At 62.8% G+C, this 26,234-nt stretch carries 24 protein-coding genes; 19 read left to right on the top strand and 5 right to left on the bottom strand.

Annotated features, from left to right (window positions below):
* Positions 1-24 precede the first annotated feature (24 nt).
* Together ACWFUC_RS08255 and ACWFUC_RS08250 are read right to left on the bottom strand one after the other, a co-directional pair.
* Positions 25-1,032, bottom strand: a complete 1,008-nt coding sequence (locus ACWFUC_RS08255) for an ABC transporter substrate-binding protein (protein ID WP_034338144.1) — start codon at positions 1,030-1,032, stop codon at positions 25-27.
* Between the two features lie 61 nt (positions 1,033-1,093).
* Positions 1,094-2,188, bottom strand: coding sequence for a LacI family DNA-binding transcriptional regulator (locus tag ACWFUC_RS08250; protein ID WP_489624628.1), 1,095 nt, complete (start codon positions 2,186-2,188; stop codon positions 1,094-1,096).
* A 523-nt stretch (positions 2,189-2,711) separates the two neighbouring features.
* On the opposite strand from ACWFUC_RS08250, the gene leuS reads away from it, so the two are divergent.
* The 17 genes from leuS (at position 2,712) to ACWFUC_RS08165 (ending at position 20,374) form a co-directional block, all read left to right on the top strand.
* Complete coding sequence (gene leuS / locus ACWFUC_RS08245) at positions 2,712-5,360, top strand: leucine--tRNA ligase (protein WP_252697250.1); 2,649 nt, start codon at positions 2,712-2,714, stop codon at positions 5,358-5,360.
* A 28-nt stretch (positions 5,361-5,388) separates the two neighbouring features.
* Positions 5,389-5,934, top strand: coding sequence for an LPS-assembly lipoprotein LptE (locus ACWFUC_RS08240; protein ID WP_051057643.1), 546 nt, complete (start codon positions 5,389-5,391; stop codon positions 5,932-5,934).
* Between the two features lie 18 nt (positions 5,935-5,952).
* Positions 5,953-6,972 carry a DNA polymerase III subunit delta gene (gene holA / locus ACWFUC_RS08235; RefSeq protein ID WP_121042941.1) on the top strand — a complete coding sequence of 340 codons (1,020 nt, stop codon included), beginning with the start codon at positions 5,953-5,955 and terminating at the stop codon, positions 6,970-6,972.
* A gap of 74 nt (positions 6,973-7,046) precedes the next feature.
* The gene (locus ACWFUC_RS08230) at positions 7,047-8,315 is read left to right on the top strand and encodes a glutamate-5-semialdehyde dehydrogenase (RefSeq protein ID WP_034340111.1); all 1,269 of its coding nucleotides are present in this window, start codon (positions 7,047-7,049) and stop codon (positions 8,313-8,315) included.
* Between the two features lie 20 nt (positions 8,316-8,335).
* Entirely contained in the window at positions 8,336-9,754 is a 1,419-nt protein-coding gene (locus ACWFUC_RS08225) for an AAA family ATPase (protein ID WP_420105124.1), read from the top strand.
* A 60-nt stretch (positions 9,755-9,814) separates the two neighbouring features.
* Entirely contained in the window at positions 9,815-10,375 is a 561-nt protein-coding gene (locus ACWFUC_RS08220) for a hypothetical protein (RefSeq protein WP_420105125.1), read from the top strand.
* 1 nt (position 10,376) lies between these two features.
* A complete protein-coding gene (locus tag ACWFUC_RS08215; RefSeq protein WP_008325441.1) occupies positions 10,377-10,802 on the top strand; it encodes a CopD family protein in 426 nt (141 codons plus the stop codon).
* Between the two features lie 66 nt (positions 10,803-10,868).
* Entirely contained in the window at positions 10,869-11,474 is a 606-nt protein-coding gene (locus tag ACWFUC_RS08210; RefSeq protein ID WP_489624627.1) for a 2-hydroxychromene-2-carboxylate isomerase, read from the top strand.
* Between the two features lie 99 nt (positions 11,475-11,573).
* The gene (locus ACWFUC_RS08205; RefSeq protein ID WP_489624626.1) at positions 11,574-12,830 is read left to right on the top strand and encodes a THUMP domain-containing class I SAM-dependent RNA methyltransferase; all 1,257 of its coding nucleotides are present in this window, start codon (positions 11,574-11,576) and stop codon (positions 12,828-12,830) included.
* Between the two features lie 181 nt (positions 12,831-13,011).
* Positions 13,012-13,425, top strand: coding sequence for a DoxX family protein (locus tag ACWFUC_RS08200; RefSeq protein WP_121042936.1), 414 nt, complete (start codon positions 13,012-13,014; stop codon positions 13,423-13,425).
* Positions 13,426-13,602: 177 nt separating this feature from the next.
* Positions 13,603-14,460 carry a dioxygenase family protein gene (locus tag ACWFUC_RS08195; RefSeq protein WP_489624625.1) on the top strand — a complete coding sequence of 286 codons (858 nt, stop codon included), beginning with the start codon at positions 13,603-13,605 and terminating at the stop codon, positions 14,458-14,460.
* 55 nt (positions 14,461-14,515) lie between these two features.
* Complete coding sequence (locus tag ACWFUC_RS08190) at positions 14,516-15,427, top strand: LysR family transcriptional regulator (RefSeq protein WP_489624624.1); 912 nt, start codon at positions 14,516-14,518, stop codon at positions 15,425-15,427.
* A gap of 325 nt (positions 15,428-15,752) precedes the next feature.
* Positions 15,753-16,289 carry a 2,4'-dihydroxyacetophenone dioxygenase family protein gene (locus ACWFUC_RS08185; protein ID WP_121042930.1) on the top strand — a complete coding sequence of 179 codons (537 nt, stop codon included), beginning with the start codon at positions 15,753-15,755 and terminating at the stop codon, positions 16,287-16,289.
* An 11-nt stretch (positions 16,290-16,300) separates the two neighbouring features.
* On the top strand, positions 16,301-17,035 hold the full coding sequence (locus ACWFUC_RS08180) for an SDR family NAD(P)-dependent oxidoreductase (RefSeq protein WP_343724146.1): 735 nt from the start codon (positions 16,301-16,303) through the stop codon (positions 17,033-17,035).
* Positions 17,036-17,274: 239 nt separating this feature from the next.
* Positions 17,275-18,564, top strand: coding sequence for an MFS transporter (locus ACWFUC_RS08175; protein ID WP_489624622.1), 1,290 nt, complete (start codon positions 17,275-17,277; stop codon positions 18,562-18,564).
* Positions 18,565-18,660: 96 nt separating this feature from the next.
* Positions 18,661-19,386 (top strand): SDR family NAD(P)-dependent oxidoreductase, encoded by a 726-nt coding sequence (locus ACWFUC_RS08170; protein ID WP_489624621.1) that lies wholly within the window; start codon positions 18,661-18,663, stop codon positions 19,384-19,386.
* Positions 19,387-19,579: 193 nt separating this feature from the next.
* Positions 19,580-20,374: an IclR family transcriptional regulator gene (locus tag ACWFUC_RS08165; protein ID WP_034340063.1), complete on the top strand. Its 795-nt coding sequence runs from the start codon at positions 19,580-19,582 to the stop codon at positions 20,372-20,374.
* 36 nt (positions 20,375-20,410) lie between these two features.
* On the opposite strand, the gene ACWFUC_RS08160 is transcribed toward ACWFUC_RS08165, so the two are convergent.
* Positions 20,411-22,030 carry an alkaline phosphatase D family protein gene (locus ACWFUC_RS08160; protein ID WP_489624620.1) on the bottom strand — a complete coding sequence of 540 codons (1,620 nt, stop codon included), beginning with the start codon at positions 22,028-22,030 and terminating at the stop codon, positions 20,411-20,413.
* A 242-nt stretch (positions 22,031-22,272) separates the two neighbouring features.
* A complete protein-coding gene (locus ACWFUC_RS08155; protein WP_489624619.1) occupies positions 22,273-23,103 on the bottom strand; it encodes an oxidoreductase in 831 nt (276 codons plus the stop codon).
* A gap of 205 nt (positions 23,104-23,308) precedes the next feature.
* Between ACWFUC_RS08155 and ACWFUC_RS08150 the strand changes: the two genes are divergently transcribed.
* Positions 23,309-24,211: an AraC family transcriptional regulator gene (locus tag ACWFUC_RS08150; RefSeq protein ID WP_489624618.1), complete on the top strand. Its 903-nt coding sequence runs from the start codon at positions 23,309-23,311 to the stop codon at positions 24,209-24,211.
* Here the strand turns inward: ACWFUC_RS08150 and ACWFUC_RS08145 are convergent.
* Complete coding sequence (locus ACWFUC_RS08145; RefSeq protein WP_489624617.1) at positions 24,208-25,170, bottom strand: LysR family transcriptional regulator; 963 nt, start codon at positions 25,168-25,170, stop codon at positions 24,208-24,210. The genes ACWFUC_RS08150 and ACWFUC_RS08145 overlap by 4 nt on opposite strands.
* 111 nt (positions 25,171-25,281) lie before the next feature.
* Between ACWFUC_RS08145 and ACWFUC_RS08140 the strand changes: the two genes are divergently transcribed.
* Positions 25,282-26,076 carry an alpha/beta fold hydrolase gene (locus tag ACWFUC_RS08140; protein WP_489624616.1) on the top strand — a complete coding sequence of 265 codons (795 nt, stop codon included), beginning with the start codon at positions 25,282-25,284 and terminating at the stop codon, positions 26,074-26,076.
* The last annotated feature ends 158 nt before the right edge of the window (positions 26,077-26,234 follow it).

Raw genomic sequence — 26,234 nt, 5'->3', positions numbered from 1 at the left:
CATGCTTGCTCCTGCGGTCTGCATTCAGCGTACTTCGGCCAGGTAGCGCTCGCCGAACTTGCGCTGGGCTTCGGCCATCTTGCCGTAGTCCACCGCCTTGGCACGGGCGTATTCCGAGGCCGGCAGGAAGCGTGCTTCGGCTTCCTTCGACATCGCCGCCGCACGCACCGGGCGCAGGTAGGCATTGGCCCAGATCGCCTGGCCCTGGTCGGAGAGCAGGAAGTCCAGCACCTTCTTCGCTTCAGCCTGGTGCGGTCCGTTCTTCACCAGCGAGACCACGTAGGGCACGGTGACGGTGCCTTCCGAGGGAATCACGAACGCCACGTTGGCGTGATCCTTGTACTTGGCGCGATAGGCGTCGAAGTCATAGCCCAGCAGGATGGGAATTTCACCCGAGATCAGGCGTGCATAGGAAGTCTGCTTGGGCACGATGGGCTGGTTCTTCTGCAGGTTCTTGAAGAAGGTGATGGCCGGCGAGAAATCGTCCAGCGTACCGCCCATGGCCTGGTTGATCGCCACCGCGCCGACATAGCCGACGAAGGCCGAGGCCGGATCGAGGTAGCCGATCAGGCCCTTGTACTCGGGCTTCTGCAGGTCGGCCCAGGACTTGGGCACGGGCTTGCCCTTCAAGGCATCGACGTTGACCATGATGCCCATGGTGCCGGAGTGGATGGTGACCCAGTAACCGTCAGGATCCTTCAGTCCGTTGGGGATGTCGTTCCAGTGGGCCGGCTTGTAGGCGGCCACCAGGTCCTTGTTCTTCGCTTCGATGCCGAAGGACACGCCCAGGTAGGTGAAATCCGCCACCGGGCTGGCCTTCTCGGCCGTCAGCTGGGCCAGGGCCTGGCCGCTGTTCTTGTTGTCGGGCGGCACCGTGATGCCGGTCTTGTCCTTGATGGCCTTGATCTGCGCAGCCCAGTCCGCCCACTCGGGCGGACAGTTGTAGCAGATCGCGGTCTGGGCCGAAGCGGCCAGGGAAGCCGACAGCAACAGCGCGCCGGCAGCAGTTTGAATAACACGTTTCAGGAACATGTCAGATCCTTTCCTAAGGGTTGAACAACGAGGGCACAACAAATTCTTGACGACATCAGCATCAGCAAGAGGCCGGTGCAGGCGGTGCTACCGAGCCCCCTTCGCGCAGCGTATGCGGAAGGATGTGGCGCACCCCGGCGATGACCGGTACCGGCGCCTCCTCGACCGCCGCAGCGGCGGCAGCTGCCGGCAGCGCGCGCTCGATGGCATCGACCAGCGTGCGCAGGGCGACATCGCCGATCTGCTCGGAGGGCTGCACCACGCTGGCCAGCACCGGCTGCATCAGCGCCCCGACAGGGATGCCGTCGAAGCCCATCACCGAGATGTCCTCCGGCACCTGCAAGCCCAGCGCGCGCAGGTCGCGCATGGCGCTCAGGGCCAGCAGGTCGTTGGAACAGAACAGCGCCGTCGGGCGATGCAAGGGGTCGGCCATCATCTGCTGGTAATCGGTGGCAGCGGTGAGCGTGTGGCGCTCGACCTCGATGGCCGGCAGCGGCGCCAGACCGGCCGCTTGCATGGCATCGAGATAACCGCAGTAGCGCTGCATGGCGCGGTCGGAGGCATTGAAACGCCCCGAGAGCATCTGGATGCGGCGATGCCCCAGCCCGATCAGGTGGCTGACGGCATCGCAGGCGGCAGCGCGGTTGTCCACCGAGACCGAAGCGCGATGCGTGGCGGCCTCGGCATCCGCATCGGCTGCCGAGGCCAGCTGGTTGTAGGCCAGCACGAAGGGAATGCGCTCTCGCTCCAGCAGGTCCAGCGTGGCATTGGCACCGGCATCGGCCACCGTCAGGATCACGCCATCGACGCGATGGCCCAGCAGCAACTCCACCGCCGCCGACTCATCCTCGGGCAGGTATTCGGTGGTGGTGAACATGACCGAGTAGTCCAGCGCGCGCGCGGCCAGCTCGATGCCTTGCAGGCACTGGGCGAACACCGTGTTGGACAGGGTCGGCACCACCACCCCGACCGTGCGCGAATTGCCGGCGCGCAAGTTGCGGCCGGTGAAATTGGGACGGAACCCCAGTTCGGCGATGCTGCGGTGGATCTTCTCGGCGGTTTCCGCACTGACCGACCCCGGCTTGTTGAGCAGGCGGGACACGGTGGCAATGGACACGCCAGCCAGATGGGCAACTTGTTTGATGGACGGACGCACGGGGTTTCCGGGGCAAATGAAAACGATTTCATGATGCCGCCCGATTGTTACGCCCTCATGACCATCAAACCGTGTGGAATGTGAACGAAAACCTCACAAATGCTGGCTCGCAGCGACTTTCCATCTCCCGTCAAACGAAGCAGCCAAATTCAAGCCAACCTCAATAAAAAATTGCTTTTTCACAATTTTTCGAGAATTAACAAGAAGTATTTCGAGAACACGCCACGCCGCCGTTGCCGATGGTTTCATACGTCACGCCAGCCTTCATGCTGGTCAGCGCACCATCCCAGTCCGTCGCCCCCTCGCAGGCGGGAACCGTGTAGCTGCTATCCCTGCTGCCGCCCTGCTCAGGCACAGGGGTCTTGGCCCGCCTCTTCACCGAGGCGGGCTTTTTTTCGGGCGGGGCGGCGCGGGGGCCGCGCAAGGGCGGGCCGGAATGCCGCGCCGGGGCGGTGAGCCGGTATAATGCAGGGTTTCGAATTGCAGTCCCCTCCCAACCGAATTCCATCCGTATCAGCCCGTCATGCAAGATAAATACAGCCCAGCCGAAGTTGAACAGTCCGCACAGCAGCACTGGAACGCCATCGACGCCTACAAGACCGTCGAAAACGCCCGCGACAAGGAAGGCCGCGACAAGAAGAAGTTCTACGCCTGCTCGATGCTGCCCTACCCCTCCGGCAAGCTGCACATGGGCCACGTGCGCAACTACACCATCAACGATGTGATGTATCGCTACCTGCGCATGAACGGCTACAACGTCCTGATGCCCATGGGCTGGGATGCCTTCGGCATGCCCGCCGAAAACGCCGCCATGGCCAATGGCGTGCCGCCGGCGCAGTGGACTTATTCCAATATTGAATATATGAAGTCGCAGATGCAGTCGATGGGCCTGGCCATCGACTGGTCGCGCGAGATGACGGCCTGCCGTCCCGAGTACTACAAGTGGAACCAGTGGATGTTCCTGAAGATGCTGGAGAAGGGCATCATCTACAAGAAGACCGGGACCGTGAACTGGGATCCGATCGACCAGACCGTGCTGGCCAACGAGCAGGTCATCGACGGCCGTGGCTGGCGCTCGGGTGCCGTGATCGAAAAGCGCGAGATCCCGATGTACTACGCCAAGATCACCGACTACGCCGACGAACTGCTGGAACACGTCGAGACCAAGCTGCCCGGCTGGCCCGAACGCGTGCGCCTGATGCAGGCCAACTGGATCGGCAAGTCCACCGGCGTGCGCTTCGCCTTCCCGCACCAGATCAAGGGCGCGGACGGCCAGCTGATCAACGACGGCAAGCTGTTCGTCTTCACCACCCGCGCCGACACCATCATGGGCGTGACCTTCTGCGCCGTGGCCCCGGAACACCCGCTGGCCACCCTCGCCGCAGAAAACAATCCGGCCCTGCAAGCCTTCATCGCCGAATGCAAGCAAGGCAGCGTGATCGAAGCCGACATGGCGACCATGGAAAAGAAGGGCATGCCGACCGGCCTGTTCGTCACCCATCCGCTGACCGGCGAGCAGGTCGAAGTCTGGGTTGGCAACTATGTGCTCATCACCTACGGCGACGGTGCCGTGATGGGCGTGCCGGCGCATGACGAGCGCGACTTCGCCTTCGCCCGCAAATACAAGCTGCCGATCAAGCAGGTCATCGCCGTGGAAGGCAAGACCTACTCCACCGAAGCCTGGGAAGAATGGTACGGCGACAAGGAAGCCGGCAAGACCATCGCGTCCGGCAAGTACGATGGCCTGGGCTATCAGGCCGCCGTCGACGCGGTCGCCGCCGATCTGGCCGCACAGGGCCTGGGCGAGAAGAAGGTGACCTTCCGCCTGCGCGACTGGGGTATCTCGCGCCAGCGTTACTGGGGCACCCCGATCCCCATCATCCATTGCCCGGATTGCGGCGACGTGCCGGTGCCCGAGAAGGACCTGCCGGTGGTGCTGCCGGAAGACTGCGTGCCGGACGGCAGCGGCAATCCGCTCAACAAGCATGAGCAATTCCTCAAGGTCGACTGCCCCTGCTGCGGCAAGCCGGCCCGCCGCGAAACCGACACCATGGACACCTTCGTGGATTCGTCCTGGTACTACATGCGCTATACCTCGCCGGGCAGCAACGAGGCGATGGTCGACTCCCGCAACGATTACTGGATGCCCATGGACCAGTACATCGGCGGCATCGAACACGCCGTGCTGCACCTGCTGTACGCGCGCTTCTGGACCAAGGTCATGCGCGACTTCGGCCTGGTCAAGTTCGACGAGCCCTTCACCAACCTGCTCACGCAAGGCATGGTCTTGAACGAGACCTACTATCGCGAAGACGCCGCCGGCAAGAAGACCTGGTACAACCCGGCTGACGTGGACCTGTCCTTCGACGACAAGGGCCGTCCGGTCTCGGCCGTGTTGAAGGAAGACGGCCAGCCGGTGATGATCGGCGGCACCGAGAAGATGTCCAAGTCCAAGAACAACGGCATCGACCCGCAAGCGCAGATCGACCAGTACGGTGCCGATACGGCCCGCCTGTTCACCATGTTCGCCTCGCCGCCGGAGCAGACCCTGGAATGGTCCGGTGCCGGCGTGGAAGGCGCCAACCGCTTCCTGCGCCGCGTCTGGGCCTTCGGCTACAACAACGCTGCGCGCATCACCGCCGCCGGTGCACTCGATGCCGCCCAGCTCGATGATGCTCTGAAGACCCTGCGCCGCGAGGTGCACAAGGTCCTGCAGCAAGCCGACAACGACTTCAAGCGCATCCAGTACAACACCGTGGTCTCGGCCTGCATGAAGATGCTCAACACGCTGGAAGCCGCCAAGCCCGCAGCCGGTGCGGCCGGTGATGCAGTGATCGCCGAGTGCTTCTCGATCTTCCTGCGCGTGCTGAACCCGGTGGCTCCGCACATCACCCATGTGCTGTGGCAGCAGTTGGGCTATGCCCAGGCGCAGGGCGACATCCTCGACGCCGCCTGGCCGCAGGTCGATGCGGCCGCGCTGGAACAGAGCGAGCTGAAGCTGGTGGTGCAGGTCAACGGCAAGCTGCGCGGCGAAGTGACCGTGCCGAAGGATGCCGACAAGGCCGCCATCGAAGCCGCCGCACTGGCCAACGAAGACGTCAAGAAATTCCTGACCGGCGCACCGAAGAAGGTGATCGTGGTGCCGGGCAAGCTGGTCAACATCGTTGCCTGATCCGGCCCAACCTTAACGACGGAACTCCATGCACGCTCAAGTCCAAATCAAGCGTTTCTCGCAATGGCTGCTGCTGGTGGCGGCGGCCGTGATGCTCACGGCCTGCGGCTTCCATATGCGCGGCGCGGCTGACCTGCCCTTCAAGACCATCTACCTGGGCTTCGCGCCCAACTCGGCGGTCGGGGTGGAACTCAAGCGCAACATCGAGGCCAGCGGCGCCAAGGTGCTGTCCGAACCCAAGGAGGCCGAAGCCAACCTGAAGGTGCTGGCCGATTCCCGCGACCGCCAGGTGCTGACCCTGAACACCAACGGCCGCGTGCGTGAATACGCGCTGTTCCAGCGTTTCACCTTCTCGGTCACCGATGCCAAGGGCGTCATCCTGATCCCGCCGACGGCCATCACCCTGCGCCGCGTCATCACCTATGACGAGAACCAGGAACTGGCCAAGCAGGCCGAGGAAGTGCTGCTCTACCGCGACATGCAGTCCGACCTGGTGCAGCAGATCCTGCGTCGCCTGTCGGCCTCCAAGACCGCCATCAAGAACGAGAAGGCTGCGGCCGACTCGGACTCCTGAGCGGCACGCGGAATCAGCATGCAACTGCGCCACGACTCCCTGGACGCCCATCTCGGCAAATCGCTGGCCCCGCTTTACGTGATCGCCAGCGACGAGCACCTGCTGGCGCTGGAAGCGGCGGACAAGATCCGCCGCAGTGCACGCGCCAACGGCTATACCGAGCGCGAGGTACTGGTGGTGGAGCGCAGCTTCAAGTGGGGTGAGCTGCTGGCGGCCAACCAGTCGCAATCCTTGTTCGGCGACAAGAAACTGATCGAGCTGCGCATCCCCACCGGCAAGCCCGGCAAGGATGGCGGACAGGCGCTGCAGGATTACGCCGCCAATCTCTCGCCCGACAATCTGACCATCATCAGCCTGCCCAAACTGGACTGGGCCACGCAGAAAGCGGCCTGGGTCGGTGCCCTGCAGCAGGCGGCGGTCTACATCGACATTCCGCTGGTGGAACGCGCGCAGCTGCCGGCCTGGATCGGCAACCGCCTGGCGGCCCAGCAGCAGAGCGCCGACCGGGCCTGCCTGGATTTCATCGCGGATCGCGTGGAAGGCAACCTGCTGGCTGCGCACCAGGAAATCCAGAAGCTGGCCTTGCTGCATCCGCCCGGCAAGCTCAGTTTCGAACAGGTGCAGGACGCGGTGCTGAACGTGGCGCGTTATGACGTCTTCAAGCTCAACGAAGCCATGCTCTCGGGCGACATCGCGCGCCTGACGCGCATGATGGACGGCTTGAAGGGCGAAGGCGAGGCGCTGCCGCTGGTGCTGTGGGCGGTCACCGAAGAAATCCGCACCCTGCTCAAGCTCAAATCCGGCATGGCCCAGGGCAAACCCGTGGGCGCCCTGTTGAAGGAATACCGCATCTGGGGCCCTCGTGAACGCCTGATGGAGCCGGCCCTGCGCCGCATCAGCCTGGCCGCGCTGGAACAGGCGCTGCAGGAAGCGGCCCTGGTCGACCGCATGGTCAAGGGCCTGCGTGCCCGCAGCTTTGCCGGCGACCCGTGGGATGCCTTGCTGCAACTGGGCCTGAAGCTGGCACGCGGACGCTGATCCGGCCGTACACCCGGCACATCGAATACCGAACATCGAACCCGACGCGCGCATCGCGCCCCGGAGAAAACTGCATGGAAAACATCGACCTCTACATGAACCGCATCGGCCAGCAGGCCCGTGCTGCCTCGCGCGCCATGGCGCGCGCCGATACCGCTGCCAAGAACCAGGCGCTGCTGCTGATCGCGGCCGCCATCCGCCGCGACGCTGACGCCCTGCGTGCGGCCAATGCGCTGGACCTGGACGCTGCCCGCGCCAACGGTCTGGCCGAAGCCATGCTGGATCGCCTGACCTTGTCCGACAAGGCCATCGCCACCATGGCCGAAGGCCTGGAGCAGATCGCCTCCCTGCCCGATCCCATCGGCGAGATCAGCAACATGAAGTACCGCCCCACCGGCATCCAGGTCGGCCAGATGCGCGTGCCGCTGGGCGTAATCGGGATCATCTACGAAGCCCGTCCGAACGTGACGGTCGATGCCGCCGGCCTGTGCATCAAGAGTGGCAACGCCACCATCCTGCGCGGCGGCTCTGAAGCCATCCACTGCAATCAGGCGCTGGCCAAGCTGGTCAAGGAAGGACTGGCCGGTGCCGGTCTGCCGGAACAGGCAGTGCAGGTAGTCGAGACCACCGACCGTGCTGCCGTGGGTGCGCTCATCACCATGCAGGAATACGTGGACGTGATCGTCCCGCGCGGCGGCAAGGGCCTCATCGAGCGCCTCATGAAGGAAGCCAAGGTGCCCATGATCAAGCACCTCGACGGCATCTGCCACGTCTACATCGACGACAAGGCCGACACCCGCAAGGCACTCGATGTGGCCTTCAATGCCAAGTGCCATCGCTACGGCACCTGCAACACCATGGAAACCCTGCTGGTGTCGCGCAACATCGCCGCCGCCATCCTGCCGCCGCTGTCCGAACTGTATCGCGTCAAGGAAGTGGAACTGCGCTGCGATCCGGAAGCCGCCGAGATCCTGGCCGGCTACCCGCTGCTCAAGGCGGCCACCGAAGAGGATTGGGACACCGAATACCTGGCCCCCATCCTGGCCGTGAAAGTGGTGGCCGACATGGATGAGGCCATCGAGCACATCAATCGCCATTCTTCGCAGCACACCGACAGCATCATCACCGAGGACTACACGCGCGCCATGCGTTTCCTGCGCGAAGTGGATTCGGCCTCGGTCATGGTCAATGCCTCGACCCGCTTTGCCGATGGCTTCGAATACGGCCTGGGCGCGGAGATCGGCATCTCCAACGACAAGCTGCATGCACGCGGCCCGGTGGGACTGGAAGGACTGACCTCGCTGAAATACGTGGTGCTGGGCCAGGGACAGGTCCGCCAGTAACTCATTTCGGAAGAACGCACATGCTGACTCGCTTAAAAGTTAGGGGTTTCAAGAGTCTGGAAGATATCGACGTTGCCTTCGGACCATTCACCTGCATCGCGGGTACGAATGGCGTGGGCAAATCCAATCTTTTTGATGCGATTCTGTTTCTGAAGGATTTGGCAGATAAGTCCATCATTGAGGCCGCCAATCGGGTCCGAAACCGGGATGGCCACAACCGCAGCGATATCCGTTCTTTATTTACAAAAACGATTTCCTCTCAGGCGGAAGAAATCGAATTCGATGCAGAGTTCATTGTCAGCCCGAAGGTGATTGATGACTACCGCAGGGAAGCCAGCCCCAAGGTCACCTATTTGAAATACAACCTGGTCCTGAGGTATCTGCCGGCCACGGATAAGGGCCCCGAAGGCATCGAGCTGACGCGAGAGGTGCTGACCTTCGTTCAAAAGGGTGAAGCACGAAATAGACTTGGCTTCGAACATAGCAAGGAGTTTTTTGATTCCGTTTACCACGGCGGGAGCAAAATCAATTTTATTTACACGGATGTCGAAGACGGCCATCCGGTTCTGAAAGTCAGACAAGATCAGAAAGGCGGGAATCCCGTCACCATTCCGCTTGCGAACACCGAGAGAACCGCACTAAGCGGCATCAACAGCATCGATCGTCCGACGGCTCTCGCGGCCCGCCGCGAAATTCAGTCCTGGACTTTGTTGCAGTTGGAACCCTCTGCATTGCGCCGTCCTGATGACTTTGTCTCGGTGAGTAAAGTCTCCCCCATTGGCGAGCATCTTCCGGCAACGCTTTCCCGGTTGGAGAAGATCGCCGGGAAGAATGCAGAGATCGCAAACGAATTGGCCAATTTGCTTCCTGACGTCGCCAATGTCTCCGTTGACATTGACGAGCCTCGTCAGTCGAAGACTTTGTATCTGGAAACGACGACAGGCATCAGGCATGAAGCCCGAGCCTTATCGGACGGGACATTGCGGTTTCTGGCCTTGTCGATTATCGGAGCGGACTCCGACAGCGGTGGCGTCATCTGCCTGGAAGAGCCTGAAAATGGCATTCACCCAGCACGAATTTCCGCGATGATTCAATTGCTTTATCGAATGACGGCAGATCCTCTTGTACCGGTCGATAGCACGGATAATCCTCTTCGACAGGTCATCATCAACACCCATTCTCCATTGGTGATTGAGAAAATTGTTACTGACGATCTGGTCGTTTCACAAGCCATCAAGAAGGACGGCGCGCAGCTCTCTCGCTTTACCGCAGTCACCCAAACTTGGCGTGAAGCCGCAATGTGTGGCCTTGGCCACCCCCCGATAGGCTATGGCGCATTGCTGGACTTTCTCAACGTTGAGGATTCTGAAGAGCAAATGGAAGAGGGAAAAACGGTGCGTCATTTCTTGCGCCACCAGCTTGGCATGATCGGACGCTAAGGGGACAGTGAATTGATTTCGTATACGCTACTGGCTGATGGAACGTCCGACGCAGCCCTGATGCACGTCATCGATTGGGCCATCACCCAGCAAGATCCTTCCATTGGCATCACGCCCCAATTTGCTCGTCATCTGGGACCCGTCGGAAGCGAACTATCGGAGCGAGTATCAGCGGCAATCCGTGCGTATCCTTGCGATGTCTTGTTCGTGCATCGTGATTCGGAAAGTGAGTCACTGGAAAAGCGCGAATCTGAAATTGCATCGGCTTTCACGGAATTGACCCACAACCATGTCCCGATCATCCCAATGCGTATGACGGAAGCGTGGCTGCTGAGCGATGAGCATGCAATTCGCTCAGCAGCCGGAAACCCCAATGGAAGAGCCGAACTCGGCATCCCCGGCAAGAGAGAATGGGAACGAAACAAAAATCCCAAACAGATTTTATTTGATGCACTCAAAGCGGCTTCAGAGCTAAACGCTCGTGCCTTGAAGAAATTTTCGCCCGACAAGCAGCGCTTGCGCGTCGCTGAACTCACCACCGACTTTTCCGGTTTAAGAGGACTTGCTTCATTCGATCAGTTTGAAGCGACGTTAAAGTCCAAGCTCTTTGGAGAAAAATAGCATGCTCTGGATCAAAGCCCTGCACATCGTCTTCATCGCCTCCTGGTTCGCCGGCCTGTTCTACCTGCCGCGCATCTTCGTGAACCTGGCGCAGGAGACCGACCTGGTCGCGCGCGAACGCCTGCTGGGCATGGCGCGCCGCCTGTACCGCTTCACCGGCATGATCTCGCTGGTGGCGCTGGTGCTGGGCGTGTGGCTGCTGGCCATCACCTGGTCGTTCTGGAAGGGCCCCGGCAATGGATGGCTGCATGCCAAGCTGTTCCTGGTGGTGCTGGTGATCGGCTACCAGCACGCCTGCGGCTCGCTACTCAAGAAATTCGAACACGGCAAGAACGTGCGCAGCCACGTCTGGTATCGCTGGTTCAACGAAGTGCCGGTGCTGCTGATGCTGGCCATCGTGATCCTGGTGGTGGTCAAGCCGTTCTGATCATTCTGCAACTATCTCAGCAGTCTTCGTCCGCTACATTCCACACTCATCCTTCCGGAGCCGGTCATGAGCAAAGTCTGTGAGTACTTCTTCGCGCCGCATTCACCGTTCGCCTACCTGGGCCACGATCGTTTCGTCGCCCTCGCCGAAAAATACCAGGTGCAGATCCTGCCCAAGCCCTTCGATCTGTCCAAGATCTTCGGTGTCTCCGGCGGCCTGCCGCTGGCCAAGCGCGCACCGCAGCGCCAGGCCTATCGCCTCAAGGAACTGGCACGCTGGAGCGAATTCCTGGGCAAGCCCATGGTACTGCAGCCGACCTATTTCCCGGTCAACAGCGACAATGCGGCGCGCCTGATCATCGCCACCCAGCTGGCCCACGGCACCGCCGCCGCACTGCGCCTGACCGGCGCCATCATGCGCGCCGTGTGGGAAGAACAACGCAACATCGCCGACCACGACACCCTGGTCGCCATCGCCAATGCCCATGACCACGATGGCGCGGCCCTGCTGAAGTCGGCCGAAACGGCCAGCGTGCAGGCCGAATTCGACCGCTTCACCGATGAGGCCAATGCCGCCAGCATCTTCGGTGCGCCGTGGTACGTCTACGACGGTGAAGGCTACTGGGGCCAGGATCGCCTGGACTTCATCGAGCGTGCCTTCGTGAAAGGCTGAGCGGCCAGCGTACAATGACGCCGGACTGCGCAGCGAGCCGCGCAGTCCGGCTTTTTTCATTTTTGTTACTTTGTTTTCCAACGGATAAAAGGTACTCCCATGCAATCTCCCGACACCAATTACTCTTACTTCTGTCCCTGCCCGCGCGGCCTGGAAACGGCCCTGGCGGAAGAACTCAACGAGATCGCCGAGCACGCCGGCCCTGCCGCCAACCTCAAGGTGCACAACCAGGTTCCCGGTGGCGTGCACTGCTCCGGCACCCTGCTGGCGGCCTACCAGATGAACCTGCACTCGCGCATCGCCAGCCGCGTGCTGCTGCGCATGGGCCATGGTTCCTACAAGAACGAGAACGACATCTACGACCTCACCCTGGCGCAAGCCTGGGAAGACTGGTTCAAGGTCTCGCACACCATCCGCGTGGACCTGACCGCCGTGAAGTCGCCCCTGCGCAGCCTGGAGTTCAGCACCCTCAAGATCAAGGATGCGATCTGCGACCGCTTCCTCGACCAGTTCAAGCTGCGCCCATCGGTGAATACGCGCACGCCTGACATGCGCATCGCCGGTTTCGTCGATGCCCACAATTTCACGGTCTATCTCGATACCTCGGGCGAGGCACTGTTCAAGCGCGGCTGGCGCGAAGAAACCGGTGATGCGCCGCTGCGCGAGAACCTCGCTGCAGGCCTGCTGCGTACCGCCGGCTGGAAGCCGGGCGTGCCGCTGTTCGATCCCATGTGCGGTTCCGGCACCATCCTGGCCGAGGCGGCGCAGATCATCGCCGGCGTGCCGCCGGGCGCGCGCCGCCGCTTCGCCTTCGAGAAGTTCAGCAACTTCGATGCCGATGCCTGGTTCGCCATCAAGGGCGATTTCAAACCCAATCCGATTCCGACCACGCCCACGCTGTTCGGCAGCGACATCTCCGGCGACATGGTGGAACTGACCCGCAAGAACCTGGTACGCGCCGGCGTGCATTTCGAAGTGCCGCTCAAGCAGATCGAAGCGCAGGAAATCAAGCCGCCGGTCGATGCCGAGGGCAAGCCGCTGGTCGGCATCATTCTCTCCAATCCGCCCTACGGTGAACGTATCGGCGTGCGCGGCGACCGTGCCTTGCCGACCGAGGAATTGTTCACGCAGTTCTTCAGCGCCTTCTCCAGCACCCTGAAGCAGCGCTTTGCCGGCTGGAGCGTGTTCCTGTTCTCGGCCGACCTCGGCCTGCCCAAGCTGATGCGCCTCAAGGAAGCCCGCAAGACCCCGTTCTTCAACGGCGCCCTGGAATGCCGCCTGTTCCGCTTCGACATGGTGGCCGGCTACAACCGCCGCGAGGAAGCCAAGCCGGTCTCGCGCGACAGCGAAGACTGATGCTCTCCGGCGCGGATGGATTGTCAACTTCTCCAAGACAATCCATCCCGCCGCCACCGGTTTATCCGGCCTGCCTTCTTCCCTACAGTGTGGACTTGGCGACTGCCGTTGCGCATGCAAGAAAAAGCAAAAGCGCAACGCTCGCCATCCTTCATCCACTCCACACTTTTCCGGGATCACCATGACCACCGTTACCGTCAACACCCGTGCCGACTACGCCGCCTTCCTGCTGCGCGTCACCATGGGCATTTTCTTCCTGGTCCACGCCGGCCTGAAACTGTTCGTCTTCACACCCGCCGGGACCGTCGGCTTCTTCGCCTCGCTGGGCGTGCCGGGCTGGTTCGCCTATCCGGTCATGGCACTGGAAGTGGTGGGCGGCATCGCGCTGGTGCTGGGCTTCTACGGTCGCTGGCTGGCCTTGCCGCTGGCAGCGGACCTGCTGGGCGCGATCGTGCTGGTGCATGGCAAGGCCGGCTTCTTCTTCACCAATCCCAAGGGCGGCTGGGAATACCTGGCGCTCTGGATCGTCGGCCTGATTGCCGTGTTCCTGCTGGGTGATGGCGCATTTGCCCTGAAGCGTGAAGCGCAGCGCTGATGGCGCATTGATGGCATCATCAGCCAACAATCTCTCGCAGGATCAGCGCCGGGCCCGTGCCCGGCGCACGCCATCCGGCGACAAAGTTCCAAACCGCATCAAAGCAGTCGATGTTCCAAACGTTTTAAATGTTTTAAATGTTTTATATCGTTTATAGCGATTCACAAGGAAACCATCATGTCCACCGTGTCCACTCTCTCCAGCACCGTCGATAGCCTTCCCCTGCCCTCGCTGTTCGTCTCGCACGGCTCGCCCATGCTGGCCGTCGAACCGGGCCGCACCGGGCCGCTGCTGGCCAGCATCGGTGCGACGCTGCCGCGTCCGCGTGGCATCGTGATGGTGTCGCCGCACTGGGAGACGTTCACGCCGCGCGTGGGCCACCAGGCCAAGCCGCGCGTGATCCATGACTTCGGTGGTTTCCCGCAGGAACTCTATGAACTGGACTATCCCGCCCCCGGCGCACCGGCGCTGGCCGAGCACGTGGCGCAACGCCTGCGCGACGGCGGCCTGCCGGCCAATACCGATGGCGGCTGGGGCCTCGATCACGGCGCCTGGGTGCCGCTGCGCTATCTCTATCCGCAAGCCGATGTGCCGGTGATCCAGCTGTCGCTGCAATCGCAGCAGCCGCCGGAATATCACTATCAGGTCGGCCGCCTGCTGGCGCCGCTGGCCAAGGAAGGCATCTTGCTGGTCGGCTCGGGCAGCTTCACGCACAACCTGCGCGAACTGCGCCGCAACGAGATCGAGGGAGGCGATGCCCCGCATACGCTGGAATTCCTGCGCTGGTTCCTCGACCGCATGCAGGCCGGCGACCTGCAGGCCTTGTTCGGCTACCGGACCACCGCCCCGCATGCGGTGCGCACGCATCCCAGCGACGAACACCTGCTGAGCCTGTTCTTCGCCATGGGCGCGGCCGATGACTGGACACAGCTGGTACACCTCGACAGCGGTTCGACGTATCATAGCCTGCGCATGGACGCCTTCGCCTTCGGCACCGGCGCCCGCCTGCTGGCACAACTTCCGGCAGCTGCCTGAGCCGCCGTCTGTTCCGGGGGGTGCCAGCGCAGCGCCCTCTCGGGGAAAACACGATTTGAACAAACTGCGTGAAATCGAATGCTTCATCGCCGTGGCCGACCTCGGCAGCTTCGTCAAGGCGGCCGACGCGCTGGGCATCTCCAAGGCCGCCGTCTCACGCACGGTACTGGAACTGGAAGCGCGCCTGGGTTCGCGCCTGATGCAGCGGACCACCCGGCGGCTCTCGCTGACCGAAGCCGGCAGCCTCTACCTGGAACGCTGCAAGCAGATAGTTGCAGCGCTGGAAGAAGCCGATGACCTGCTGCTGGCCGGCAGCGCCAAGCCCGCCGGCCTGCTGCGCATCAATGCCCCCGTGACCTTCGGCATCCTGCACCTGGCACCGCTGTGGCCGATCTTCCTGGAACGCCATCCGGAAGTGGAACTGGACATCACCCTCTCGGACCGCATCGTCGACATCATCGACGAAGGCTATGACCTGGCGATCCGCATCGCCCGTCTGGCCGATTCCACGCTGATCCACCGCAAGCTCACCAGCACCAGCCTGCCCATCTGCGCTTCCCCCGACTACCTTGAACAGCACGGCACGCCGCGCCATCCGCACGAGCTGGCACAACACCAGATCATCAGTTACAGCTACAACCACGGCAAGGACGAGTGGCAGTTCAGCGGGCCGGAAGGTCCGGTGAGCGTGCGCGTCAATGCGCGCATGCACGTCAACAATGGCGACAGCTGCGTGCAGGCAGCGCTGGGCGGCATCGGCATCACGCGCCAGCCGACCTTCATGATCGACCAGTACCTGCGCAGCGGACAGCTGGTCCCGCTGCTCACCGACTACACCGTGCCGGACCTCGGCATCTACGCGGTCTACCCCAGCCGCGCGCATCTGCCGGCCAAGGTCAGGGCGATGCTGGACTTTCTGTCCGAAGCCTTCGCGCAGGTGCACTGGTCCGGACCGGCCGAGGCCTGATCGCCTGATCCCACGGCGGCAGCAACGCAGCCGTTCTCGCAGCGCGCCCATGCTCTCCCGCAGGCTGGCTTGAACGGCAGCCATGCATAATTTTCATGCATCCTCACACAAGCTTGCAGGCTCGTCTTGCGGACGCTGCACGCGCGCGCAATTGCAGTGGAGCAGACCGGCGCATGCGATTCTGGCTCGCTTTCTGGCGGGCCTGTCCGGGCTGAAGCGCCATTGACACACCGTCTTCTATCGTCGACATTGACCATATGGCGAACGCTTTGTCCATATATTGAACAAATTCCGGATTCAACAGAAGAACATCAGGAGACCCCACATGACAGCCACCGGCACCCCCATGCCCGCCGATCTGAAGATGAAGCCCTACCAGTTCCCCAACCCCAAGGAAGCGCCACTGGAGATCGTGGTCAATCCGGCGGTCCCGGAGGACGAACGCGTGTGGGTGCCGCAAGCCGAGAATGTCTGGTTCCGTCCGCTCTGCCTGAATGTCTCGCAGGGCTACTGGACCAACCTGCTGCGCGTGCGCAAGTCCGGCGTGCTGTCGCGCCACCGCCATCCGGCGCCGGTGCACGGCATGGTGCTCAAAGGCCGCTGGCGCTATCTGGAACATGACTGGATCGCCGAACAGGGCAGCTACGTCTTTGAACCGCCGGGCGAGACCCATACCCTCTACGTGCCCGAAGACGTGGAAGAGATGATCACCTACTTCCACATCACCGGCGTCATGTTCTATTGCGACCCCTGGGGCAAGTTCGAAGGCTACGAGGATGTCTTCACCAAGCTCGACATGTGCCGCAAGCACTATGAAGCGGTCGGCCTGGGCAGCGACTACGTCGATCGCTTCGTGCGCTGAGGATGCGTGACATGACTTATTCCCGCGCATCCCATGACTTTGGCGGCTGCGTGGCCGTGGTCACCGGCGGCCATGGCGGCATCGGCGCAGCCATCAGCGCACGCCTGGCCGCTGGCGGCGCGCAGGTGGTCGTCTGGGACCAGTTGCACGACCCGGCCTCGCCCTATCGGCAAGAAAGCCTCGACATCACCGACGCCGCTGCGGTCATGCAGGCCGCACAGCGATTGCTGGGCGACACCGGGCGCATCGATTTCCTCATCAACAACGCCGGTTACGCCGGTCCGACCGTGCCGCTGGACGAGTATGACGTCGGTGAGTGGCATCGCATCGTGCAGGTCAACCTGCTGGGCGTCTTCCATGCCTGCCGCAGCGTGACGCCGGCCATGCGCGCGGCCGGACGCGGACGCATCGTCAACATCGCCTCGCTGGCCGGCAAGGAAGGCACGCCCAATGCCTCGGCCTACAGCGCCGCAAAGGCGGGCGTACTGGCGCTGACCAAGTCCTTGGGCAAGGAGCTGGCCGAGACCGGCGTGCTGGTCAACGCCATTGCACCGGCCGCCGTGAAGACCGCACTGCTGGAGCAGATGTCGCCGGCCCATGTGCAGACCATGATCGCCAAGAGCCCCATGCATCGCCTGGGCAGCGTCGATGAGGTCGCCGACATGTGCGCATGGCTGTGCTCCGGTTCCTGCAGCTTCAACACCGGCGCGGTGTTCGATCTTTCGGGCGGACGCGCAACTTACTGAGCGGCTTGCCGCTCGGCCACCAGAATCATCCGGGCAAGCAAGGATCGCGTGCCTGGGCAGGCAGCCGCCGCCCGGGCAGCGCCGGACAAGCAACACGCAGGGACGGACTCCACACCGTCCTCAAGACTGCATCCTTGCATGACGCTTCGAACCTGTCCTCGACAGCGAGCTGCGCGACAGACGCGGCCGTTACGAAGCACGCCAATGGCAGCACATCATTCACACTGGAGACGCACACCATGGAAGTCCAAAAGGAAAAGAGCCCCCGGCTCAAACGCATACAGCTCGTGGCACTGAGCTTCCTGATGCTGGCGGGCATCGTCAACTACCTGGACCGCAGCACGCTGTCCATTGCCAATCATTCGGTGAGCCAGGAGCTCAACCTCTCGGCCTCGCAGATGGGCCTGTTGCTGTCGGCCTTCTCGCTGGCCTATGCCTTCTCGCAACTGCCCATCGGCGCCATGCTCGACAAGTTCGGCGCGCGCGTGATGCTGGGCGCGGGCATGTTCATCTGGTCGCTGGCGCAACTGGCGGGCGGCTTCGTCCATACGCTGCAGCAATTCCTGGTGGCGCGCGTGTTCCTCGGCCTGGGCGAAGCGCCGCAGTTCCCGGCGGGAGCCAAGGTGGTGTCCGAATGGTTCGCCATGCGCGAGCGCGGCGGGCCGACCGGCATCTTCGTGGCCTCCTCCACCATCGGCCCGGCACTGGCCCCGCCCATCCTCACGATCCTGATGCTGTCCTTCGGCTGGCGCATGATGTTCATCATCATGGGCCTGCTCGGCATCGCCGTCTCGGTGGGCTGGTACCTGTTTTACCGGAATCGCAACGAAGTCCAGCTCACGCCTTCCGAAGTGCTCTATCTCGCCGATGACCACGACCAGGATCCCAACGCCAATGCCAAGCTGAGCTGGGCCGAATGGAAGAGTCTGTTCACCTACCGCACTACCTGGGGCATGCTGTTCGGCTTCATGGGCGTGATCTACATGGTGTGGCTGTACCTCACCTGGCTGCCGGCCTACCTCGAACATGAACGCCATCTCTCCATCGCCCGCACCGGCTGGGTGGTGGTGATCCCCTACATCTTCGGCACGCTGGGCATGCTCTCCTCCGGCTATATCGCCGATGGCCTGATGAAGCGCGGCATGCCCGCCATCCGCAGCCGCAAGTGGCCGATCTGCGCGGGCCTCATCGGTGCCGGCGCCTTCACCATTCCGGCCGCCTACACGCCCAGCACCACCATGGCCATCGTCTACATCTCGCTGGCCATGGCCTTCGTGAACATGGCGTCCGGCGGCGCCTGGGCGCTGGTGTCGGTGGCCATTCCGCGCCGCCTGGTGGCCTCGCTGGGCAGCATGCAGAACTTCGGCGGCTATCTCGGTGGCTCGCTGGCCCCGGTCATCACGGGCGTGGTGGTGGATCAGACCCACTCCTTCGTCAATGCCCTGCTGATCAGTGCCGCCGTGGCCTTTGCCGCTGCGCTGGTCTACATGTTCGTGGTGGACAAGCCGATCGAGGCGCACGCCGCATGACGCAATGCTTCATGCCCCAGTAGCCTGACCCGATGCCGCCGCCCGACGGGTAGCGGCATCCAGCCAGTCTCCTGCCACTCACCAGAAGGAATTTTCATGAGCTTCATTCCCGACCTGCTTCAGGGCAAGACCGCCCTCGTTACCGGCGGCACCCAAGGCATAGGCGCAGCCGTTGCACGCCAGCTCGCCGCACTGGGCGCGCACGTCATTGCCGCCGGCCTGCCGCCCTTTGTGCATGCGCCATTCGAGGGCAGCGGCATCACCCTGGCCGAGATGAACGTGGCCAGCGAAGACAGCGTGCGCGCGGTGCTGAGCGGTCTCACGCAACTCGATATCGTGGTCAACTGCGCCGGCATCATCAAGCGTGGCGAGGAACTGGAAACGGATGTCTTCGAGCAGGTCATCGCCGTGAACCTCACCGGCACCATGCGCGTCTGCGCTGCCAGCCGCGCATTGCTGAAGCAATCCGGTGGCTGCATCGTCAATACCGCGTCCATGCTCAGCTTCTTCGGCGGCGGACTGGTGCCGGGCTACAGCGCCAGCAAGGGCGGCGTGGCGCAGCTGACCAAGTCGCTGGCCATCGCCTATGCGGCTGACGGCATCCGCGTCAATGCGGTAGCCCCCGGCTGGATCGCCACGCCGCTGACCCAGGCCCTGCAGGATGACCCGGTGCGTGCCGGCCCCATCCTCGCGCGTACGCCGCTGGGCCGCTGGGGCAAGCCGGAAGACATCGGCAATGTTGTGGCCTTCCTGTGTTCGCCGGCGGCTTCCTTCATGACCGGCGCCATCGTACCGGTCGATGGCGGCTATCTGGTGGCCTGAGGCCAACGCAATCTTTTCACGTGCAATGCCATTTGCCCGCGCCGGCTCCAGACGGCGCGGGATTTTTTGCATATGGGCTCGGCTATAATCTGGCGCGAATTCGGTACAGAATTCTGTACGGATTTCCGTACTGAATCTTGTACGCAATCCTGCCCCTGTCCTTGATCCACTCCTGCCCCACGATCCCGCGCTCATGCCCGACCACGACAAACAAGCTGACGACAACAAGATCGCGGGCACTGCCGCCTTCTCCAAGTTCATGGCGGTGCTGCAGCTGATCGCCGATCAGGAAGCGCCGCTCTCCATTGCGCAACTGGCGGCGCTGTCGGGCTATCCGCGTCCGACGGTGTATCGCATCCTGGGCGCGCTGATGGCCGAGGGCATGGTGGTGGAAAACCCGCGCAGCAAGCAGTATGAAGTCGGGCCACGCCTCATCCATCTGGCCAGCCGTGCCTGGGACCGCAGCGACATCCGCACCACGGCCATCGAGTCGCTGCGCCAGCTGCGCGACATCACGCGCGAGACCGTGCACCTGGCCGTGCCCAGCGATCACAGCATGGTCTACATCGAGAAGCTGGAGAGTCCCCAAGCCGTGCGCATGGATTCGCGCATCGGCACGCGCGTGACCTTGTATTCGAGTTCGGTGGGGAAAGCCTATCTGGCCGGGCTGGCGCAAGCGCAGCGCGAACGCCTGATGCGCACGCTGCATCTGGAAGCCTTCACATCCAACACACACACCACGTTGGAGGCGCTGCGCGCCGATGTCGAAGAGACCCACACGCGCGGCTACGCCGAAGATCGTGAAGAAAACGAAGCGCAGATTTTTTGTTACGGTGCTGCCATCGTCGGTGCCGATGGCGTGCCGGTGGCCTGCGTGAGCGTGAGCATTCCGCTCTATCGCCGCCTGCCCGATGCGCAGCAGGCGTATGTGACACCGCTGCTGCAAGCCTGCGCGAACATCTCGCGCAAGCTTGCCGGACCGGGCTGAGTCCGGTCCGATTCTGCCCGTACTCCCTGCAGGCGATCAGGCCTCGGGCGGCAATTCCACCTTGTAGATTTCCTTGCCGTCGGTGTTGTGCAGCGTGACGGTGAGGGTCTTGCTCTTCGCGTCGATCTTGCCGATGCCGAAGAACTGCAGCAGCTCGGCTGGCGAACGGTTCTGCTTCATGTCCGCCGGGATGCTGACGAAACGCACATCCGGACCAAAGGTGCGATCGATCTCGCCCGGCCCGAAGGTCCCCGCATTGATGGGGCCGCCGACGAATTCCCAGAAGGGCTTGAAGTCGGTGAACTGCGCACGCTCGGGCGCGTAGTGCGTGGCCGAGGCGTAGTGCACGTCGGCCGTGACCCACACCACGTTCTTGATATCGTGCTGCTTGATGAAACGCAGCAGTTCGGCTACTTCCAGTTCGCGCCCGGAGGGCTTGCCGTTGTCGGCATTGGCCCAGGCCTCGAAGGTTCCCTGGGGCACATCAGGGTTCAGGTCCGGCACCACGATGGAGAGCGGCATGTCGCTGGCGATGAGCTTCCAGGTCGAGCGCGAACGCAGCAGCGCCTGCTTGATCCAGCGCATCTGTTCGGGACCGAGGAAGTCGGCATCATGGCCGCCCTTCTGGCGATTGGGAGAATTGCGGCCACGATAGCTGCGCTCGTCCAGCATGAACACGTCCAGCAGCGGACCGTGGTTGAAGGCACGGTAGATGCGGAAAGGATCGGCGCTGTCGATGCGGAAGGGATTGTGTTCAAACATGGCCTGGCGCGCGCGGACGGCGAGCACATCGATGTTGCGTTCGTCGTAGCGCTTTTCGGCGGCACCGATCACCTGGCCGGGATACCAGTTGTTGCGGACTTCGTGGTCATCCCACTGCACCAGGAAGGGCACCTCGGCGGCAAAGCGGCGCTTGTTGGCGTCCAGCATGTTGTAGGCGAAGTTGCCGCGATAGTCGTCCAGCGTCTGCGCGACCTTGGATTTGGCTTCGGTCACCACGTTGCGCCACAGCGTTCCGTCCTCCAGCTTCACTTCGGCCTGGATGGGGCCATCGGCATAGATCTGGTCGCCCGAGTGGATGAAGAAATCCGGACGGAAGCGGCGCATGCTTTCATATACGCGATAACCGCCCCACTGTTCGTTGATACCCCAGCCCTGGCCCGCTTCGTCGCCCGAGAAGGCGAAGGTGATGTCGCGCGCCTGGGCAGGCGTGGTGGCGGGCAGCATGAGGCTGCCGGTCAGCGGTTCGCTCAGGGCGGACTCATGCACCAGGTCCTGGAAGCGCACGCGGTAGTAGAGACGCTGACCGGCCGGCAGGCCGCGCAGGTCGACGCGGGCAGTGTAGTCCTCGCGTGCCAGTGCGGTGGGACCGGCGATGCGCACCGGGTTGCTGAAATCCTCGCGGGTGGAATACTCGACCAGCATGCGCGCATTGCGGTCGGCGCGCGCCCAGATCATGGCGCTGTCGCGGGTGACATCGCCGCTCATGATGCCGCCGGGGAATTGCGGGCGCAGGCGCTCGGAAGTGACGATGGCGGGGGCGGCGGAAAATGCGGCGGGTGCGGCCAAGGTGGTAGTGGCGGCAATCGTCGTGACTGCGCTGTCGCGCAGGAAGCGGCGGCGGCTGTGGTCGGCTGGCGGGTTGCGGTCTGGCATGGCGACTCCTGTGAGGGTGAGGGAAAGAGTGACGAAGACACGGGGGCTTGCAATCTAGCAACCGAATATGACCGTCCGATGAAACCCTGCTGACCAGTCCTGACCGCAGAAACATGCAGCGCTCTTCTCGTAAAAAATGCGGCCCTCGGGCCGCATGATCTCGCCTCTTCCCGATGGATAGTGTCGCGATCGATCCAGGCATCACACTATCTCAACGACATCGGACTCTCACGCAAGATCGTTCACCGGAAATCCGTTGATGCCGAGATCGTTTCCCATGCGTCGATTTCCTCGCCCATCCGCGCCAGCTTTTCGCGCACCAGCTTGACGGCATCACTGCCCAGCAGGAGATGGGCCGGCGCGTTGGCATCGCCGGCAATGTCGAGGATCACCTGCGCCGCCTTGGCCGGGTCGCCGAGCTGGTGTCCGCTCTTGGCCTGGCGTGCCGCACGGATCGGATCGATCACGGCGTCGTAATCCGCAATGCTGCGGGGCGAGCGCACCATGGAGCGCCCTGCCCAGTCGGTACGGAAGGAACCGGGCGCCACGGCGGTGACCTTGATGCCGAACGCCGCCACTTCCTTGGCCAGGGTCTCGGAAATGCCTTCCACGGCGAACTTGCTGCCGCAGTAGTAAGCAATGCCCGGCATGGTGATGAATCCCCCCATGGAGGTGATGTTGATGATGTGGCCGCTGCGTCTTGCGCGCATGGTGGGCAGCACGGCCTTCATCATGGCCACGGCACCAAACACGTTGACATCGAACTGGTGCCGCATCTCTTCAAACGAGGATTCTTCGAGCGCGCCTTCATGTCCATAGCCGGCGTTGTTGATCAGCACATCCACCGGAGCCAGGTGCTCGACCACCGCAGCAATGGCGGGGAAATTGGTCACATCGAGAACGATGGCCGTCGCCCGTGCGGGATCAAGCTGCTCGAATTGCTCTTTGGCGGCTTGGCTGCGCACTGTGCCTGTTACTGAATGGCCAGCCTGCAGGGCCGCATCCGCCAGCGCCTGGCCAAAGCCCGAGCTCACGCCCGTAATCAGGAAATGCAATGTCCTGGAATTTTTCATGGGAATCCTTGTAGCTCCTTGATGGTGGCCTCTCCCGGAGGCCGAAGCAGCTTCCCGACGCAAAGGACGATGGGTGCCATCATAGGCAGGACTCCACAAATCCACCATGTCGGTTAGCATGTGGTGTTTGCCTAAAACTATGAGATTGCTCATGTCGGGAAGCACGAAGAAATCCGCGAAGAAAAAATCGAATGCGCATCAGCGCATGGTGCAGCTGCTCACCGAGCTCGCCCCTGACGAGGGCTACAACCTGTCGCTGCTGCCGGATGTGCGCTTCCTCAGGTCCAACCGTGCATTGAGTGAAACGCCGGTCCTCTATGAGCCGGGCATCGTGGTGGTCGTGCAGGGACGCAAGCGTGGATTCCTCGGCGGGCAAACCTATCTCTATGATGCCCGTCACTACCTGGCTGTTTCGGTACCCGTCCCGTTCACGATGGAAACCGACGCCACAGAGAAGACGCCTTTGCTGGCGATCTATTTCCGGCTGGATTTTCAGCTGCTGGCTGAAGTGCTGGTGCAGATGGACGATGCCGACCTCTCCGCCCATCCGCAGACCATGTTCGCGACCCGGATGGATGCCAGCATGTCCGCCTCCGTGTTGCGTTTTCTGAAAGCGATGCGGGTGCCGATGGAAGCCAGGATCCTGGGCCGTTCACTGGTGAAGGAGATCTACCTGCGGGTACTCACGGGCCGGCAAGGAGCCTCCATGCGCGCCGCACTGCGCACTGACGGGCAGTATGGAAAAGTCGCCAGGGCCATCAGGAAGATCCATGCCGCCTACGCGGACAAACTGGATGTGGGGCAGCTCGCGCACGAGGCCGGAATGAGTCCGCCTTCCTTCCATGCGCATTTCAAGGCGGTCACCGCTACCTCGCCGATGCAATACCTGAAATCGACGCGCCTGCATCAGGCGCGTCTGCTGATGCTGCGCAATGGCCTGACGGTGGCCGAAGCCAGCGCACGCGTCGGCTACGAGAGTGCATCCCAGTTCAGCCGCGAATTCAAACGCCTGTTCGAACTGCCGCCGACGCAAGAGGTGGCGCGGATGAAGGATGCGTATGCGCTGCCCGATCCGGAACCGTCGGCGCTGTTCGTGTCATCGCACTAGCGCCTGTTCAAACCGGGTCTGCGAGGTACATGACCGCCAGGGGGCGCAGCGTCCTGGATTTCCCACGGCGGATGATCGCCGAAGTCCTCCGCAAGATAGTCGACGAAACGGCGGACCTTGAGCGGGATTCCTCGCGCGCTCGGATAGACGGCCTGGATAGCCAGTGCAGTGGCGCGGTAATCCGGGAGCAATGCAATCAACCGTCCCTGCCTGATGTGCTCACCGAAAACGAAGGCCGGCCCGTAAGCCACACCCGCGCCCGCCAGCACGCAAGCCAGAAGCATCTGCATGTTGTTGGCTGTCACACGGCAGGGTCCGTCGAGGCGATGTGCCTCTCCCGCCGCATCGATGAATGTCCAGTCTCCGGCAGACACCGCGTCACTGAAGGCCAGACGCGGCAGGCGCGACAAGGCTTCCGGCGTGGCCGGCAGGCCATGCTGCGCGATCAGGCCGGGGGAGGCGCAGGCAATCATGCTGCAGGGTGCCAACCGGCGCGTGACCAGCGCAGGATCGTCGAGCTTTCCGATGCGGATGGCCACATCCACGCCCGCATCGATCAGATCGACATAGCGGTCGCCGAGCACGACCTCGACGTTGACCTCCGGGTGATCCGCCAGATAGCGCGCAACGACCGGGCCCAGGTGCATCGCGCCGAAAGTCACCGGCACCGCCACCCGCAGCAGGCCGCGTGCGCTACGTTGCACGGCAGTCGCTTCGCGGTTCGCCTCATCGAATGCAGCGAGGATCTGGCGGCAACGCTCGTAATACGTCCGGCCCACATCGGTGAGGCTCAGGCGGCGCGTAGTGCGCTGAAACAGACGCGCCCCCAGCTCCGCCTCGACCTGGCTGACGTGCTTGCCCGCCATCGCCGGCGACAGCGCGAAGCGACGCGCGGCCCCGGCAAAACTGCCCTCCTCCACTGCGGCCACGAAGACATTGAGGCTCATCAGTTTGTCCATGCCGTTCCCTATTCGATCATCTGAGTGTCGACTGTGACTAACAATTTGCCAATTATAAATTTTTCGCATGGAATCTACCATTGACTCTCCCCCTCACAAAGGAGCAGACACATGCATATCGAAACCAACGGAACGCGCATCCATGTTGCCCAGCAGGGCAGCGGCGAACTGGCGCTGGTGTTCCTGCATTACTACGGCGGTTCGTCGCGGGCCTGGGATGCGGTAGCCGCGCGACTTGCGCACCGCTGCCGCATTGTTGCCACCGACCATCGCGGCTGGGGCCGCTCTGATGCGCCGGCCGAGGGCTACCGGATTGCCGACCTGGCCGCCGATGCCGAGGGTGTCATTGCCGCGCTGGGACTGCAGCGCTATGTCCTGGTCGGCCACTCTATGGGTGGCAAGGTGGCGCAGCTGATGGCCTCGCGCCGGCCGCACGGGCTCGAAGGGCTGATCCTGGTGGCACCGTCCCCGCCTTCGCCCATGCTGCTCTCCGCTGAACAGCGCGCCATGCTGGTGGGTGCCTACCAGACGCGCGAATCGGTGGAGTTCGTGATCGATCATGTGCTGACAGCACAACCGCTGACGGCGGCCCGCCGTGCACAGGTCATCGAGGATAGCTTGCAGGCTGCGCCCCAGGCCAAGCAAGCCTGGCCCAACGTGGCGATGGCGGAGGACATCACCGCGGAGGTGGCCATCATCGACGTGCCCACGCTCGTCATCTCGGGCGAGCACGACCAGGTGGACCGGGTCGCGACGTTGCAGGCAGAGCTTTTGCCGCGCATTCCGCAGGCGGCACTGCACATCCTGCCCGGCGTGGGCCACTTGTCACCATTGGAAGACCCGGAGGCGGTGGCGCAGCAGATCGCAGGCTTCATTGACGCGCTGGCCAAACCGAAGCGGCCATAAGCAGCGATAGGTAGACAGGGCCTGGCAGCCAACGCACCAAACTGCAGCCCACCCTCGCTACCCGGCACCGATATGCACGGAGTTCGTGCATATCGGCGCCTGACATCGTACAGGCGCACCGAAAAAATCTTTTCGAATCAAGGCACTGTGAATTTTTC

This window comes from Herbaspirillum sp. Her4, assembly GCF_057961335.1.
Note: the sequence above shows the minus strand (reverse complement) of the source record. Positions and strands in the feature narration are given on the sequence as shown.